We start from the raw sequence: 15,924 nt of genomic DNA, 5'->3' as shown, positions 1-15,924 counted from the left end.
AATTAGTCATTCGTCATTAGTAATTAGCAATTCGTCATTAGTAATTGGTTATTCGTTATTCGTCATTATTTAATTAGATATTTTCTTTTTCTCTTCCAACTGGATTAAAACGTCGCGCAATTGAGCCGCTTCGAGGAATTCGAGTTTTTTGGCGGCATCCATCATAGCCCGGCGTGTTTTCTCAATTTGTTTTTTCAAATCGTCCGTTGTTTCGTATTTCTCGACCGGTTCGGCGGCTATCGAAGGCCCATATATGGGTTCCACATAAGCTTTCGGTTCGGCCACAGGCGCTGTTTGTCCGCCGAGCGCCGATGAGCGTGCTTTTTTTATTTGCTGCGGAGTAATGCCGTGGGCTTCATTGTAGGCAATCTGCTTTTCCCGTCGGCGGTTGGTCTCTTCGATGGTTATGCGCATGCTGTTCGTCATTTTGTCGGCATAGAAAATCACCCTTCCGTTCACGTTACGGGCAGCGCGCCCTGCTGTCTGCGTAAGCGACCGGTGCGAGCGCAGAAACCCTTCCTTATCGGCGTCCAGAACCGCCACGAGCGACACTTCCGGCAAGTCAAGCCCTTCGCGAAGCAGATTCACGCCAATCAATACGTCGAAAAGACCGTTGCGCAGTTCGTCCATGAGCTTTACGCGTTCCAACGTTTCTACATCCGAGTGAATGTAATTGCATCGCACGCCGTTATGTAACAGATAATCCGTGAGCTCTTCCGCCATTCTTTTGGTGAGGGTCGTGACTAAAACCCGCTCGTCGCGTTCAATGCGAAGTTGTATTTCTTCCATGAGGTCATCGATTTGGTTCAGGCTCGGCCGCACGTCGATGGGCGGATCCAGCAACCCCGTCGGGCGTATCAATTGATCGACAACAATGCCTTCCGATTTTTCCAGCTCGTAGTCGGCGGGGGTGGCGCTTACAAAGATAATTTCCGGCGTGATGGCTTCAAACTCTTCGAACTTCAGCGGGCGGTTGTCGATGGCTGCCGGAAGGCGGAAGCCGTATTCCACCAGATTGAGCTTGCGTGAGCGGTCGCCGCCGTACATGGCGCGTATTTGCGGAATGGTGACGTGGCTTTCATCAATGACCGTCAGGTAATCCTTCGGGAAGAAGTCCAACAGGCAGAACGGCCGCGTTCCCGGCGCCCTTCCGTCGAAATAACGCGAATAATTTTCGATGCCCGAACAATAACCGATCTCGCGGATCATTTCCACATCGTAAGTCACCCGCTCCTGAAGTCTTTTCGCTTCGAGCGGCTTGCCAATCGACTGGAAAAACTCGACTTGCTTTCCCAAATCGATCTGTATCTCTTCCAACGCCCGGAAAATGCGTTCTTTGGTGGTGATAAACAAGTTGGCGGGAAAGATGCGGTAGGTGTCGAAACGTTCTGTCGTTACGCCGTTGAGGGGATCGATCGACTCGATGCTTTCGATTTCGTCGCCCCAGAATATAATGCGGATAATATCGTCGCTGTAAGCCAGAAATACGTCGATCGTGTCGCCCTTGACACGAAAATTACCGTGCGTGAACTCAACCGTTTCGTTGCGCGAATACAGGCTTGCCACCAAGAGCCGCAGCAACACATCGCGTTCAATCTTCTGGCCGGCCCTCAGGTCGATAGTCGTTTTGTTAAAGTCTTCCGGGTTACCGATACCGTAGAGGCACGAAACCGAAGAGACGACAATGACGTCTTTACGTCCCGAAAGCAGCGACGAGGTGGCTGCCAGGCGTAGCTTTTCGAGCTCGTCGTTGATGGCGAGGTCTTTTTCGATATAGGTGTCGGTCGTCGGGAGGTAGGCTTCGGGTTGATAATAATCGTAGTAAGAAACAAAATACTCCACGGCGTTATTCGGGAAGAAACCCTTGAACTCGCTATATAACTGTGCAGCCAGCGTTTTATTATGGCTGATGATTAATGTCGGTTTGTTGATTTCCGCAATGACGTTGGCGATGGTAAAGGTCTTACCCGATCCCGTCACCCCCAATAATGTTTGATAAGGCACGTTGCTTTCGAGCCCTTCGACGAGCGCTTTAATGGCTTGCGGTTGATCGCCGGTCGGGGCGTATTGTGAAGTCAGTTCAAAATTCATAATCTATTAACAATCCCTTAACATAATGGTTCGTTTTCCGGTCTCCCGTCTCCGCTCTTCAGTCTTCGGTCTCCGGTCTCCTCGTCCTTTTTTCTCCCAGTCCCCCCATTTGCAAATTCACTCATTCACTCATTCACTCATTTACTCATTTACACATTTACACATTTACACATTTACTCATTTGCACATTTGCTAATTTACTATTTGTCATTTTACGGCGCATACGTATAAGGTTTTGTTTCGTAAATAGCCGTAACAAGGAATGCGGAATCCAATTCGATATGAACGATATAACCCGGTATTTCCTTTACATCCGGATCCTTGCCGATCGTTTTTACCAAGGGAACATTCACCTTATACCGGTCGTCGAGCGTTTTCTCATATTGTATAGCTTCGATGTCGGGTACTAATTTTCGCGGGGCATTTTCCGATTTAGCCATCTCCATCGATAATTGTCCGGTTATTTTTTCACGTTTTGCGGAGCCTATATCGAAGAAACGGCTGACGGAAGGCGCCAAAAAAGGCGTAATGGCGGCATAATTGGCCGTAGACCATGCCGTGAAGATCCCGTCGACGGTAGCTTGAATACTGTCGAGCACCGCTTTATCGACCGGATAAGATTGAAACAGCATTGCATAACGCTTTTGGGCTTCGGCATAATAATCTCCGTTGAAATCACCGCTTTCCGACAATACCATGTAGTTTGAATACGCTTCGGCCGTGTTTTCGCGCAAGGTGCCTTCCCACGTGAGAGAATCCAGTCGAATTTTCACCAATGTATTGTAAGGGCTTTTCGGATAGTCTCGGACGAAATCGCGCAGCGCAGCCGTGTTGTCGGAGGCCTTCATGGTTTCCCATGCCGTGGCTTCTTCCCCTTTTCGTTTCAACAGGTTTTGCTGCGCCTCTTCGTAATGGATGCCCTGGGGATGGGTCTCCATATAGGCGAGAAAACTCTCGACGGTGTTCTCTTTAACGGCCGTCTCCCATGCCGTGCGTTCGAGATTGCCTTGCCGGGTGATATAGCGGTAACCGAAGAATGCGAGAGTACCAATTACAGCCAAAACCACGATCCATAGAAAGGCCTTCTTCGCCCTTCGGGGCCGTTGCGGACGGATATATACCGGATCTTCTTGCCGGATCTCCGAGTCGGAAAGCGGAAAAGCAGCATCCGGCGCCGTTTCGTTGAATTCGGCTTCCGATGGCGTCGCCTCCGGAACAGTTATTTCGTACTCACTCTTTATCGTTTTTGTACAAGCGTCGCAAAACAATGCTTCTTCCGCTTTCTTTTTTCCGCAAAGAGGACAAATTTGAGACATATCTTGAATTTTTAATTATCGTGACAAAATGACCACGCAAAGATAACAATTTGCTGTGTATTTAACCATGACGTAACGTCTTTTTCCATTTCTCTTCACTCTTTGATAACCGGTATCTTTTCCTGAAGTTTTTTCCAGTGTTTGGATCGGTCGCCATAGATGAGTATCTTCGAGAGTTTGTATTTGAATTTGAACATGCCGTCGTAATCGCCAGGCAGTCCGCGGTATGGGACGTCCGGCTGCTCTTTGATGACGTCGGCGATAGCCTTGTCCTGCGATGTCCCGGTGAAGGCTTACCGTAGCGCTTCGGTTTGATCCCGCAAAAAAAAGTAGCGCAAAAGCCTTCGCCAACTAGCAGCTTTTGCGTATCTTTGTACTTAAAATTGTGTAAAATGAAAATAGAGCATACACTCTCGTTGGGTTTTATTCTTCTTTTTTGTTTATCGTGCTCTCAGAGTCCGGGCGATAAGAAAGATCGTGATACGACCGGTCGGGAAGATGTTGACGTAGAATTAGGAACGGCTGGCTCTTCTTCCGACCATCCGGGAGGAGCGGAGGATTTCCGCGCATTCCTTGATAGCTTTAGCGCCAGAGAGTCGTTTCAGTTGAAAAGGGTCAAATTTCCCATCACGGCAACCGTGCCGGATGAGCAAGATGAGGGAATGGCGCCGATGACGGAAACTATCGACAAATACGATTGGGAAATGCTCGATTTGTATTACGACAGCACGTATGCCACGCGCACGTATGACAAATATTATCAAACCGTGCGCTTTACCAGCGATACCGCGGTCGTGGAAATACGGGGAATCGATAACGGCATCTACGCCAATTATTATTTCAAGTTAATCGATAATCAATGGTTCTTGGTGACGCTTAACGAAACATCGTTCTGATGTTATGCTTTCAGCATTTCTTCGCCGAAACTCAAAGGGAGTATGTCTTTGATGCTATCCACCGCATAAATTTGCCCTCCTCCATACATGAGCACTTTAATGGGGCGCCCGAACCGGTTCTGTGTTTCCAGAAGGACTTGCCGGCAGGAGCCGCAAGGCGTAACAGGCGCTTCGGTAAACTGTCCGTTCACCGAGGCGGCAATCGCGATCGCCTCAACGGCTTTGTCGGGATGGGTAGCATTTGCCGCAAACACCGTCGTTCTTTCGGCACACAATCCCGAGGGATAAGCGGCATTCTCCTGGTTGTTTCCCCAAACGATTTCACCCCCTTCCAATAACACTGCTGCTCCCACGTGAAACTTAGAATAAGGGGCATAAGCATGTAAAGAGGCTTTTTTTGCGGACATTATAAGTTTTTTTTCGATTTCGGAAGACTCCTCTAACGGATAAACATGTATCTTTGTGGTTAATTTAATTTCTTTCATTTTGATAAACGGATAAAATGATTCCTGCAAATTGATAGTGATGTACAATATAGAGCACAAATATATACATATTTCGCGTTTTATTTTATTATTTCCTCTTTTATTTCTCGCTACCGAAGCATTCGCTCAGTATCGTAGTAAGGTTTATGAAGAGTATATAGACAAATACAGCGATTTGGCCATAGAGCACATGGACAAATACAAAATACCGGCGTCCGTTACGTTGGCGCAGGCTTTGTTGGAATCGGGTGCGGGAAAAAGCGATTTGGCCCGGCGGTCCAACAATCATTTCGGTATAAAATGCCATCGCGATTGGCGGGGCGGCCGTGTCTATGCCGCCGATGACCTGCCGAACGATTGTTTCCGCAAGTATGACCGGGCGGAGCAATCTTATCAGGATCATTCCGAGTTCTTGTTGCGTAGTCGTTATAGCGCGTTATTCGAACTGCCGATTACCGATTATAAGGGATGGGCGAGAGGATTGCAGAAGTCGGGCTATGCGACCGACCGCGCTTATGCCAATAAGCTGATTAAATTGATTGAGGATTATGAGCTTTTCCGCTTCGACGATAAGAAGTATCGCAAGAGTGTTACTCCTAAACAGCGGGAAAAAGAAAAGGAACGCGAAGTGGCGAATGCGACTTGGGAGCATCAGCCTTTCCTGACTCACGGATTGGTATATGTCCTCGCCGTAAAGGGCGATACGTATGCGTCCATCGCTCAGGAATTCGGCTTTAAGGAAAAAGATTTGCTCCACTTTAACGAAGTCCCCGAAGATTTTCCGTTGAACGAGGGAGATGTTGTTTATTTTCAGAAGAAAAAATCGAGAGCCGACAAGCCTTATTTCGAACATGTGGTGGAAGTGGGCGAATCGATGCACAGTATTTCGCAGAAATATGGCGTACGGCTCAAAAACTTATACAAATTGAATAAAAAAGACTACGAGTATGTCCCGGAAGAAGGCGACGTGCTTAAATTACGATAAATATATGGAATACAATACACAACTTAAAAAATTAGTGATGCGGGAATATGGCAGGAATATCCAGAATATGGTCGATCATTGCGTCGCGGTGAAAGACCGGGAAGATCGCCGTAAATGTGCCGATTCCGTTATCACGGTCATGGGAAATATGTTTCCCCACTTGCGCGATGTGAATGATTTCAAGCATATCCTTTGGGATCATTTAGCCATCATGTCTGACTTTAAACTCGATATAGACTATCCCTATGAGGTTGTAAAGAGGGAGGATCTGAATTCCGCGCCCGGGCACTTGGATTATAGCCGCCCCGACATGCATTACCGCCATTACGGAAAGATCATGGAGAATATGATTCAGTTGGCGGCCGATATGGAGGATGGCGAAAAGAAAGATCAACTTATACGGCTTTTGTTGAATCAGATGAAAAAGTCGTACACGCAGTGGAATAAAGAAGTGGATGACCAAAAGATCTTTCATGACTTATTCGAACTGTCGGACGGCAAAATAGATCTGAGCGTTGAAGCTTATAAGCTTCCCGATGTGAAAGTGAATGCCAACCGTAACAATTTAAAGAATATTAAAGTCCAACGGAAACGATAATTCGTCGATGATTTCACGGAATGATGTGCATCCGGCCGGACGTTTACTGAAAGCGTACGGTATTAAAGGCGAGTTACTCTTGCTTTTCGACCGTCCCGGCTTTACCGATACGGATGCGCCGTATTATTTTTTAGAAATCGATGGCCTTCCGGTTCCTTTTTTTGTTGAAAATACGGCCTTCCATTCCGATGATATCCTGCGGGTAAAGTTCGCCGATATAAACGATGAAACGCAGGCGGCGCGCTATGCCGGTTTACGGGTTTATCTTCCGCGCGAAAGCTTGTCGGAAGATCATCCGGGTGAACAGGGAGCCGATTGGCGCTTTTTTATCGGCTATACCGTCGTCGACCGTGCTCATGGAGAGTTGGGAGTGATTGAAGAGGTCGAGGACAGCACGTTGAATATTCTTTTTGTCGTGCGTGATCCGGAAACGGATTATTTGATTCCCGCCACTGAAGATTTTATTACCGGTGTGGATGAACAACAGAAAATTATCGACATGGATCTTCCCGAAGGACTGATCGATTACCGCGAGTAATTACCGGCGGTGTCGCCCGGAAACGGTGTTCCCGGTATAACCGGCGGACAATATTCTTTTAGATAAATGGAAAAAAATAAACGCAATATCGCTATTTTAGGCTCTACCGGTTCCATCGGAACGCAAGCGCTGGATGTTATCGCCAAGCATCCGGAGTGTTTCGGTGTGTATGCTTTGGTCGCGAAAAACCACGTCGACTTATTGATCGAGCAGGCGCGGAAATTCTTGCCTGAAGTGGTTGTCATCGCCAATCCCGATCAATATACACGCCTGAAAGAGGCGTTGAGCGACTTGCCCATTAAAGTATGGACGGGCGACGAAGCGGTGGAGCAAGTGGTACGCGAAAAAGATATCGATATGGTGCTGGCGGCAATGGTCGGCTTTGCAGGCCTGAAACCGACGATCAGCGCCATCGAGGCCGGCAAGACCATCGCGTTGGCCAATAAGGAAACACTGGTGGTGGCGGGCGAGCTTATCACGGCTTTGGCGTTACAGCATCGTACGCCCGTGCTTCCGGTCGATTCCGAGCATTCGGCTATCTTCCAATGCTTGAACGGCGAAGGAAACAATCGCATCGACAAGCTGTTCCTTACCGCATCGGGAGGCCCTTTCCGCACATTTTCGGAAGAGCAGTTACAACATGTTACCAAGGCGCAGGCATTGCACCATCCGAATTGGAGTATGGGCGCCAAGGTGACGATCGATTCTTCGACGCTCATGAATAAAGGCTTCGAAATGATCGAGGCCAAATGGCTTTTCGATGTCGAGCCGTCGCGAATCGAGATTGTCGTCCATCCGCAGTCCATCGTTCACTCGATGGTGCAGTTCGAGGATGCAAGCGTGATCGCACAGTTGGGGATGCCCGATATGCGGGTGCCTATTCAATACGCCTTTTCCTATCCCGAACGGTTGGTTTCGGACGTGCCGCGGCTGGATTTGTTCAAGCTGGCCTGCCTGACGTTCGAGAAGCCCGATACCGGTAAGTTCCGCAATCTGGCGTTCGCCTACGAGAGTATCCGCAGGGGGGGCAATATGCCATGCATCCTGAATGCGGCGAACGAGGTGGCGGTGGCGGCCTTTTTGCAGGAACAGATCGGATATTTGCAGATGAGTGATGTCATTGAAAAGACATTGCAAAGGGCGTCGTTTGTGGCGGCTCCTTCACTCGACGATTATTTACAAACCGATGCCGAAGCCAAGAGCATAGCGGCCGGATTTATTCATTAACACGTATACATTGTCCCCTTCGAGAGGGTGTGAATTTTTATGGAAGCATTTTTAATGAGAGCGTTACAATTGATCTTGAGTTTGTCGATCCTGGTGGTCATACACGAATTCGGTCATTATATCTTCGCTCGGATGTTTAAGATAAGAGTAGAGAAATTCTATTTATTTTTCGATGCCGGCTTTGCGTTGTTCCGCTATAAGCCGCGTAACAGCCACACCGAGTACGGGATCGGCTGGCTGCCTTTAGGCGGATATGTGAAGATTGCCGGAATGATCGATGAGTCGATGGACCGGGAGCAGATGAAACAGCCGCCGCAGCCGTGGGAGTTTCGCAGCAAGCCTTCCTGGCAACGTCTTTTGGTGATGATTGCCGGCGTGGTATTCAACCTTTTGCTGGCGTTCTTTATTTATTCGATGGTTCTGTTCTCATGGGGCGACAGTTATCTGCCGTTGAAGAATGTGTCGCAGGGGATGGAATTCAGCCAGGCTGCGCAGCGTGCGGGTTTCCGTGACGGCGACATCTTATTGACGGCCGATGATAAAGTACTCGACCGTTTTGGCGTTCGTACCTTGCTTGATATCGCCGATGCCGAGAAAGTGACGGTTTTGCGCGACGGCAAACAGACGGTATTGGATATTCCCGATGATCTGATGCAGCAACTGTTGAAAGATAAAGAAGGTTTTGCCGCTTATCGGGTGCCGCCGGTTATCTACGAGACGCTGGAAGGAGGCAATGCGGCTAAGGGCGGCTTGCTTGCGGGCGATAGCCTGGTGGGAGTGAACGGGGTGAGCACGCCTTCGTTCATAGACTTCAAAACGGCGCTGGATAGCAATAAGAGTAAAGAGATAACGGTCGATTATTATCGTGCCGGAGCATTGCAAACCGCCGCCGTACAGGTCGATTCGGCCGGAGCATTGGGTTTCTATGCCAAAAGCGCCGGGCAGATTTACCCTATTGTGACGCGCGAGTACAGCTTTTTCGAATCGTTCCCGGCAGGAATCAAGCTGGGTATCGAAACGTTGAAAGATTATGTCGCCCAATTCAAATATGTGTTCACGAAAGAGGGCGCTTCGTCGTTGGGCGGTTTTGGCGCCATCGGCAGCCTGTTCCCGCCTACCTGGCATTGGCAGTCGTTTTGGATGATGACGGCCTTCCTGTCGGTGATATTGGCTTTTATGAATATCCTTCCCATCCCCGGTTTAGACGGAGGCCATGTACTGTTCTTGCTTGTTGAGATGATTTCGGGGCGTAAACCCAACGAAAAATTCATGGAATATGCGCAGATAGCCGGCATGATTCTGTTAATCGGGCTGGTGCTGTATGCCAATGGAATGGATATCTTCCGGGCGATATTTCAATAGAGGTTGGAGATTGGAGGTTGGAGATTGGAAACCGGTGAGTGGTCATTAGTCATTTGTCATTTGTAATTAGTCATTAGTCATTAGTCATTAGTAATTAGTAATTAGTAATTAGTAATTAGTCATTAGTAATTGTTATGAAGGTAATTGATTTAATTCAGGAAACATCGAAGGCGACTTTTTCGTTCGAGTTGTTGCCGCCCCTGAAAGGAAACAGTATCCGGCAGGTGTTTGCGGTGATTGACTGGTTGAAAGAGTTCGACCCGAAGTATATCAATATTACGACGCACCACAGCGAAAGCATGTATAAGGAAGATGCGGAAGGGGTGTATCGCAAAATATCGGTGAGGAAACGTCCGGGATCGGTGGCTATTGCCGCCGCCATACAGAATAAATATGGCATCAAAGCGATTCCTCATATCATATCGCAAGGGTTCTCGAAAGAGGAGACCGAATATGCGCTCATCGACCTTTCGTTCTTGGGTGTGACGGACTTGCTGTTGCTTCGCGGCGATACTAAAAATCTCGACGCGCTGCAACGGAACTTAGACAGCCATCCGCATGCATCGGGACTTCAGGAGCAGGTGAATGATTTTAATCGGGGCGTGTCGTTTGACGGCTCGTCGCTAACGCCGCCGGAGATTCCGTTCTCGTACGGCATGGCGTGTTATCCCGAAAAGCATGAAGAGTCGCCCAACATGGAGTCGGAACTGTTTTATACGAAAATGAAAGTGCAAAACGGAGCCGATTATTTGGTCACGCAGATGTTTTTCGATAACCGCAAATACTTCGAGTTTGTCGATCGTTGCCGCGCCGAAGGCATTACCGTGCCGATCGTTCCGGGAATAAAGCCGATTCATTTGAAGAATCAACTGACGGTGTTACCGCGCATTTTCCGAACCGATCTTCCGGAGGAACTTGCCAAGGCTTTGCGGACATGCCAGAGCGATGACGAGGCGAAGCAGGTGGGGGTCGAGTGGTGTACGGCTCAGTGCAAAGAGTTGATTGCCGGCGGTGTGCCGGGAATCCATTTCTACTCGTTGATGGCGAGCGAAAGTGTGTATAAGGTCGCGAAGGAAATCTATTAATAAGGATGAGAGATGAGGGATGAGGGATGAACGATGAGGAATGAAGGATGAGGGATGAGGGATGAACGATGAGGGATGAACGATGAACGATGAACGATTGTCTCCCGTCTTTAGACATTCGACATTCGACCTTAGACTTTTCATTAGTCATTAGTCATTAGTCATTAGTCATTAGTCATTAGTCATTAGTAATTAGTAATTAGTAATTTTTAATTTGTAATTTGTAATTGTATTTCAGGGATATCATAGGGTTAAGCGACGTTAAGAAGCACCTGATCGATTCGGTTCGTCAGGGGTTGGTTCCGCATGCGCGGCTGTTTTACGGCCCGGAAGGGGTGGGGAAGCTACCGCTTGCCATCGCTTACGCCCGATACCTGAACTGCGAACATCGCGGTGAAGAGGATGCTTGCGGCAAATGCCCGTCGTGTCAGAAATTCGACAAGCTGGCTCATCCTGACCTGCATTTTGTTTTTCCGGTGATCAAATCGAAAGTGTGTGACGAATATCTGCCGCAGTGGCGTCAGTTTTTGTTGCAAAACACCTATTTCAATCTGAATGACTGGCTTCGCTTTATCGATGCGCAGAATGCGCAAGGGGTGATTTATGCCAAAGAGAGCGACGAGATCATTCGTAAGCTCAACCTGAAAGTATATGAAGCTACCTACAAGGTGATGATTGTGTGGCTGCCGGAAAAAATGCACGAGGCTTGTGCGAACAAACTGCTCAAAATGATTGAAGAGCCGCCGGCCAATACGGTGTTCCTTTTGGTATCGGACGATCCGGAGAATGTCTTGCAGACCATCCGGTCGCGCTGCCAACCGTTGCCTGTCCGCGCCATTGGGTATGACGATATGGTGGGCGCCGTACGGCATACGCTCGCTTTGGATCCGGATACGGCCAAGGCGGTCGCCCATATAGCCAACGGTAGTTTTTCGCGCGCCATCGAAATCGTTCAATCGTCGGACGAGCGGCGGCATTTTTTCGATCTTTTCGTTAAAATGATGCGTTCGTCGGTGTCGAGAAACATCAAACTGATTAAGGAAACTGCCGGGGAACTGGCCTCTGCCGGACGTGAAACGCAAAAGAGTTTCCTCGAATACAGCCTGTCGATGTTCCGCGAGTATTTTATCAGTAACCTGCACCAGCCGGAGATGGTGTATCTCGATTACGAAGAGCAAGCGTTCGGCCAACGTTTCGCCCCTTTTATCAACGAAAAAAATATCGAAGCGTTTTACGATGAATTTTCATTGGCTTACCGGCAAATTGAACAAAACGGCAATGCTAAAATTATTTTTCTCGACCTTTGCTTGAAAGTAACGGTGCTGCTAAAGAAGGATGAGTTATGAAGGATGAGTTATGAAGGATGAAGGATGAAGGATGAAGTATGAGTTATGAAGTATGAGTTATGAGTTATGCCGATGCCCGATAGTTATCGGGAGATTGCGGGTCAAGCCCGCAATGACGAAAAGACCGGCGTCCGGAGACCGGCGACTGAAAACTAAAAACTGAAATTAACATTCCCCGCGGCCTTTTTGGGCGATGAGAATGTGATATATATAAATATTTATGGACAAAGAATTATTATCGAATCAAACGGGAGGTAATCTTCCCGACTATCATATATCTGACGAAGCGTCTTTCCCGAAATCCGGCGGCTGCTGTTCCGGCGGCAGTTGCGCCGAAGAGTGCCCGCTAAAAAGCCTTCTCGGTTACATGCCGCACGCCAATAAACTACATACGTACGATTGGCTTCAGGACTTTCCCGAAATGCAGTCGGCAACCGATATGGTGGAGGTGCAGTTCAAAAATACCCGGAAAGGATATTACATCAATAGTAATCATATCGAATTGACGCAGGGCGATATGGTGGCGGTCGAAGCGATCCCGGGCCATGATGTAGGGATGGTGACGCTCACCGGAAAACTGGTGGAGCTGCAAATGAAAAAGAACAATTATCGCGAAGACGGTAACGGCGGCCTTAAGCGGGTGTACCGCCTGGTGCGCGCGTCGGATATGGAAAAGTACGAACAGGCGAAGGCCCGCGAACAGCAGACGATGATCCGCTCGCGCGAGATTGCCGATGCTTTGGGTTTGCAGATGAAAATAGGCGATGTGGAGTTTCAGGGTGATGGCAATAAAGCCATTTTTTATTACATCGCCGATGACCGTGTGGACTTTCGCGAACTCATTAAAGTGTTTGCCGGCGAGTTTCGGGTGAAAATCGAGATGAAACAGATCGGCGCGCGGCAGGAAGCCGGACGCATAGGGGGCATCGGACCCTGCGGGCGCGAATTCTGTTGCAGTAGCTGGATGTCGAACTTTGTATCGGTATCGACATCGGCCGCACGTTGTCAGGACATTTCCATTAACCCGCAAAAACTCGCGGGACAATGCGGAAAGCTGAAGTGTTGCATGAATTATGAAGTCGATGCCTATGTGGAAGCGCAACGCAGCCTGCCTTCGCGTGAGATTGTGTTGCAAACGAAAGAGTCGGATTATTTTCATTTCAAATCCGATATTTTTTCCGGCACGATGATGTACTCTACCGCTAAAAACGATCCGGCCAATCTCGAGACCGTTTCCAAAGACCGGGTATCCGAGATCATTGAATTGAATAAAAAAGGCATCAAGCCCGATAACCTCAATCCCGAGCCGAAGTCTTCCGCACCGAAAGAGACGGATTTTAACGGCGATGTATTGGGCGATCACAGTATTACGCGCTTCGATGAAGAGTCGCGCAAAACGTCCAAAAGACGGCGTAAACCGCGTAATAAAAAGCCCGACAATCCTTCGTCCGATACGAGAAGGCCGAACATCCGCCGTCCTCCGAAGAATCCCGAATAAAACATGAGAAAGAGTGTCCTTGGCGCCGCCATAGCGGTAACGGTTTCGACGATGGTGCTGCTTGCATCGTGTTCTCCGGGCGAGGAGGTGTACTATCGTTTCCATCTTATAGATCAGCATGAGTGGAACCGCGATAGCGCGGTCGTTTTCAAAGTGGACTCTCCCGCTGTGAATCCGTCCACCCGCTATGCGGTGTCGCTCGAGATTACCTATACCAATTCATATCCGTACCAGGATCTATGGGTACGAATCGATCCTGATTTCGGGCTTGCGGCAACGAAAAGCGATACGGTATCTATCCGCTTGTCGGATGCACACGGCAAATGGCTCGGTAGTGGAGTGGGGGGAGAGAATCAGCTCTCGGTGCCGTATCTCGACAATGTCCGCCTCGACACGGCCGGCCGGTATGCATTAAGCGTGCGCCATTTGATGAGTGATAAATATCTTACCGGTATCGCTAAAATCGGCGTCCGGATCGTTCCCGAAGAGGCGAAGGCGAACGTTTTGCCATGGTGGCCTTTCTAAAGGTTTTTGACCGAAGTCTTTTGCCGGAATCAAAATCGATGTCAGACAAGTCCTGTATCGTCCGTTTGGATCGACATTGAACGATAGAAAGTCTCAAAACGCCGTTTTTGAAGAAACATTTAATTGAAGAAAGTTCCGAAACGCCGTTTTGGAGAAAAGTTTAGTTGAAGAAAGTCTCAAAACGCCGTTTTGGGGAAACATTTAGTTGAAGAAAGTTCCGAAACACCGTTTTGGAGAAATATTTAGTTGAAGAAAGTTCCAAAACACCATTTTGGAGGAAAGTTTAGTTGAAGAAAGTTCCAAACCATCGTTTTTGAAGAAAAGTTGAACTCAAGAAAGTCCCCGATCATCGTTTTGAATGAAAACACAACGTATAAAACCCCTACAATTGTCTGTTTGGAACAACACCGGGCACATCAAAACTTCCCGCTTTTGTATTGGAGTCTATTCGGTGCATTATTTTTCATCCTTTTCCGGTTTAGAGCGAAAAAAACGCATTCAGGGAATCTGCCTATCGCGGAACAGCCTGAAAAAGCTTTCCGCCCTTTTCTTTTTTCTCCAAAGGTAATAGAAAAGAAATCCAGTAACCAAGAACTCCCCGGAGAGGGATGAAAAAGGCAGAAAGCAAAAATGATTATTTATCTTTTTGTTTGACGACTAACTTTTCTTCATTCCTGCCGATGACCTTCTTCAGCTCCAATTCCAATCGTTTGATTTCGATTTCCTGATTGCGGATGGTCGTCAGCAACGAGTTTAATTCTTCGTTATCGACGGTGTCGGGATATTGCGCCTTTATACGGCCGATGAAATCACTCAGTACGTTCATGTAGTTGTTAAACGCATCATAGGGCGATTCGTAGGGGCTGAAATTGCTGTGGCCTCCCGAAAAATGCTTCGTCGACATATAATAGAAATGATCGCTCGATTGGAGGTAGAGCCAATCCTGCTTCAAACGGCGGTCGGTACAAAGGCGTACGCGTTCGGCAATGTCGTAAAGCAGTTTAAAAGCGCCTTTCTGCAAGGTGTTGCCCAACCAAGCGCCCACGTCGCGCTCCTCATCGGTCCACGAAATAGGCGTCGGGACGCTAATCGCCCCTACCGGCTTATGCACATCCATGATTTCCGATGGGGTGGCGAAGCCGATTCCCTGATCGAAGGCAAATCGCGGCAAAGCCTTCATGAATTCGAAAATTCCCGTATACGAGGGTTGCAGATTACCCAGCGTTTCGTAATTCATAAATAAGTTAATCACCTGTTCTTCCTGCGGGGTATCGGCGATCCACGAAATGAATTTTTCGGCCGTCAACGGATATTCGCTCCAGTTATAATTGGAAAAACGATAGGTAATGTCGTCGCTGAAACGCGAGTTCTTCAACAGCAGTTTCAGTTCGGGGCGGTTTTGCGATTGATAAAGATAGTTGGGGCTCTTCCATCCCAGAATATGCTTAGCGCCCTCGGTAATCATTTTGGAGTAACCCATTTCGCAAGCCATATCGGCAATGTCATCCGAATAAATCAACTCGGTGTTGCGCAAAACCGTCGGCGTTTGGTCGAAGAGCATCTTGATGCGTTCCGCCTGCATAGCCACCTGTTGTTTGAATTCTTCGGGATCGGCCAAAGACGCCAGCGAGTGCGCGTAGGTCTCCGTTAAAAATTCCACATTTCCCGTACGGGCCAATTCACGCAGTCCGTCGATCACTTCGGGCGAGTAAATTTCGAGTTGTTCGAGGGCGACGCCCGATATGGAGAACGCCACCTTAAACTTGCCTTTGTATTGACGGATGAGATCCAGCAGCATGCGGTTGGCGGGGATATAGGAACGGCCGGCTATCTGTTGCAGGATGTCCTCGTTCGAATAATCATCGTAGTAATAATGGTCTCTTCCGATATTGAAGAAACGGTATCTTTTTAACCGGAACGGCTGGTGTATCTGAAAATAAAAGCAAATCGTTTTCATTTGATCCTTCGTTAT

Annotated in this window: 14 protein-coding genes; 10 read left to right on the top strand and 4 right to left on the bottom strand. The window is 48.2% G+C overall.

Annotated features, from left to right (window positions below):
- Positions 1-69 precede the first annotated feature (69 nt).
- Both uvrB and ABNK31_RS10175 read right to left on the bottom strand, forming a co-directional pair.
- Positions 70-2,091, bottom strand: coding sequence for an excinuclease ABC subunit UvrB (uvrB, locus tag ABNK31_RS10180; protein WP_418892420.1), 2,022 nt, complete (start codon positions 2,089-2,091; stop codon positions 70-72).
- 212 nt (positions 2,092-2,303) lie between these two features.
- Positions 2,304-3,407: a hypothetical protein gene (locus tag ABNK31_RS10175; RefSeq protein WP_418892419.1), complete on the bottom strand. Its 1,104-nt coding sequence runs from the start codon at positions 3,405-3,407 to the stop codon at positions 2,304-2,306.
- 392 nt (positions 3,408-3,799) lie between these two features.
- On the opposite strand from ABNK31_RS10175, the gene ABNK31_RS10170 reads away from it, so the two are divergent.
- Entirely contained in the window at positions 3,800-4,303 is a 504-nt protein-coding gene (locus ABNK31_RS10170) for a DUF4348 domain-containing protein (protein WP_418892418.1), read from the top strand.
- Between the two features lie 2 nt (positions 4,304-4,305).
- On the opposite strand, the gene ABNK31_RS10165 is transcribed toward ABNK31_RS10170, so the two are convergent.
- On the bottom strand, positions 4,306-4,788 hold the full coding sequence (locus tag ABNK31_RS10165; protein WP_418892417.1) for a cytidine deaminase: 483 nt from the start codon (positions 4,786-4,788) through the stop codon (positions 4,306-4,308).
- 40 nt (positions 4,789-4,828) lie between these two features.
- Between ABNK31_RS10165 and ABNK31_RS10160 the strand changes: the two genes are divergently transcribed.
- The 9 genes from ABNK31_RS10160 to ABNK31_RS10120 all read left to right on the top strand — a co-directional run bounded on the left by ABNK31_RS10160 (position 4,829) and on the right by ABNK31_RS10120 (position 13,952).
- Complete coding sequence (locus ABNK31_RS10160; RefSeq protein ID WP_418892416.1) at positions 4,829-5,773, top strand: glucosaminidase domain-containing protein; 945 nt, start codon at positions 4,829-4,831, stop codon at positions 5,771-5,773.
- Between the two features lie 4 nt (positions 5,774-5,777).
- On the top strand, positions 5,778-6,371 hold the full coding sequence (locus tag ABNK31_RS10155) for a DUF4290 domain-containing protein (RefSeq protein ID WP_418892415.1): 594 nt from the start codon (positions 5,778-5,780) through the stop codon (positions 6,369-6,371).
- A 7-nt stretch (positions 6,372-6,378) separates the two neighbouring features.
- Positions 6,379-6,909, top strand: coding sequence for a ribosome maturation factor RimM (rimM, locus tag ABNK31_RS10150; RefSeq protein WP_418892414.1), 531 nt, complete (start codon positions 6,379-6,381; stop codon positions 6,907-6,909).
- A 66-nt stretch (positions 6,910-6,975) separates the two neighbouring features.
- Complete coding sequence (locus ABNK31_RS10145; protein ID WP_418892413.1) at positions 6,976-8,136, top strand: 1-deoxy-D-xylulose-5-phosphate reductoisomerase; 1,161 nt, start codon at positions 6,976-6,978, stop codon at positions 8,134-8,136.
- A 39-nt stretch (positions 8,137-8,175) separates the two neighbouring features.
- Positions 8,176-9,498, top strand: a complete 1,323-nt coding sequence (gene rseP, locus ABNK31_RS10140) for an RIP metalloprotease RseP (RefSeq protein WP_418892412.1) — start codon at positions 8,176-8,178, stop codon at positions 9,496-9,498.
- Between the two features lie 134 nt (positions 9,499-9,632).
- A complete protein-coding gene (locus ABNK31_RS10135; RefSeq protein WP_418892411.1) occupies positions 9,633-10,583 on the top strand; it encodes a methylenetetrahydrofolate reductase in 951 nt (316 codons plus the stop codon).
- Positions 10,584-10,810: 227 nt separating this feature from the next.
- Positions 10,811-11,929, top strand: a complete 1,119-nt coding sequence (locus tag ABNK31_RS10130) for an ATP-binding protein (protein ID WP_418892410.1) — start codon at positions 10,811-10,813, stop codon at positions 11,927-11,929.
- A gap of 367 nt (positions 11,930-12,296) precedes the next feature.
- Positions 12,297-13,427: a PSP1 domain-containing protein gene (locus ABNK31_RS10125; protein ID WP_418895391.1), complete on the top strand. Its 1,131-nt coding sequence runs from the start codon at positions 12,297-12,299 to the stop codon at positions 13,425-13,427.
- A gap of 3 nt (positions 13,428-13,430) precedes the next feature.
- Positions 13,431-13,952, top strand: a complete 522-nt coding sequence (locus ABNK31_RS10120; RefSeq protein WP_418892409.1) for a gliding motility lipoprotein GldH — start codon at positions 13,431-13,433, stop codon at positions 13,950-13,952.
- Between the two features lie 634 nt (positions 13,953-14,586).
- Here the strand turns inward: ABNK31_RS10120 and ABNK31_RS10115 are convergent.
- Positions 14,587-15,909, bottom strand: coding sequence for a glycoside hydrolase family 57 protein (locus ABNK31_RS10115; protein WP_418892408.1), 1,323 nt, complete (start codon positions 15,907-15,909; stop codon positions 14,587-14,589).
- Positions 15,910-15,924: the final 15 nt, after the last annotated feature.

Origin of the sequence: Limibacterium fermenti, assembly GCF_041902845.1 — a bacterium.
Lineage (GTDB): Bacteria > Bacteroidota > Bacteroidia > Bacteroidales > Dysgonomonadaceae > Limibacterium > Limibacterium fermenti.
The sequence above is the reverse complement of the archived record's forward strand: the minus strand, read 5'-3'. Positions and strand labels throughout refer to the sequence as shown.

Bases quoted from the DNA above. Each gene is read 5' to 3' on its own strand.
- uvrB (WP_418892420.1), bottom strand. From the start codon at position 2,091: ATGAATTTTGAACTGACTTCACAATACGCCCCGACCGGCGATCAACCG.
- ABNK31_RS10175 (WP_418892419.1), bottom strand. From the start codon at position 3,407: ATGTCTCAAATTTGTCCTCTTTGCGGAAAAAAGAAAGCGGAAGAAGCA.
- ABNK31_RS10170 (WP_418892418.1), top strand. From the start codon at position 3,800: ATGAAAATAGAGCATACACTCTCGTTGGGTTTTATTCTTCTTTTTTGT.
- ABNK31_RS10165 (WP_418892417.1), bottom strand. From the start codon at position 4,788: ATGAAAGAAATTAAATTAACCACAAAGATACATGTTTATCCGTTAGAG.
- ABNK31_RS10160 (WP_418892416.1), top strand. From the start codon at position 4,829: ATGTACAATATAGAGCACAAATATATACATATTTCGCGTTTTATTTTA.
- ABNK31_RS10155 (WP_418892415.1), top strand. From the start codon at position 5,778: ATGGAATACAATACACAACTTAAAAAATTAGTGATGCGGGAATATGGC.
- rimM (WP_418892414.1), top strand. From the start codon at position 6,379: ATGATTTCACGGAATGATGTGCATCCGGCCGGACGTTTACTGAAAGCG.
- ABNK31_RS10145 (WP_418892413.1), top strand. From the start codon at position 6,976: ATGGAAAAAAATAAACGCAATATCGCTATTTTAGGCTCTACCGGTTCC.
- rseP (WP_418892412.1), top strand. From the start codon at position 8,176: ATGGAAGCATTTTTAATGAGAGCGTTACAATTGATCTTGAGTTTGTCG.
- ABNK31_RS10135 (WP_418892411.1), top strand. From the start codon at position 9,633: ATGAAGGTAATTGATTTAATTCAGGAAACATCGAAGGCGACTTTTTCG.
- ABNK31_RS10125 (WP_418895391.1), top strand. From the start codon at position 12,297: ATGCCGCACGCCAATAAACTACATACGTACGATTGGCTTCAGGACTTT.
- ABNK31_RS10120 (WP_418892409.1), top strand. From the start codon at position 13,431: ATGAGAAAGAGTGTCCTTGGCGCCGCCATAGCGGTAACGGTTTCGACG.
- ABNK31_RS10115 (WP_418892408.1), bottom strand. From the start codon at position 15,909: ATGAAAACGATTTGCTTTTATTTTCAGATACACCAGCCGTTCCGGTTA.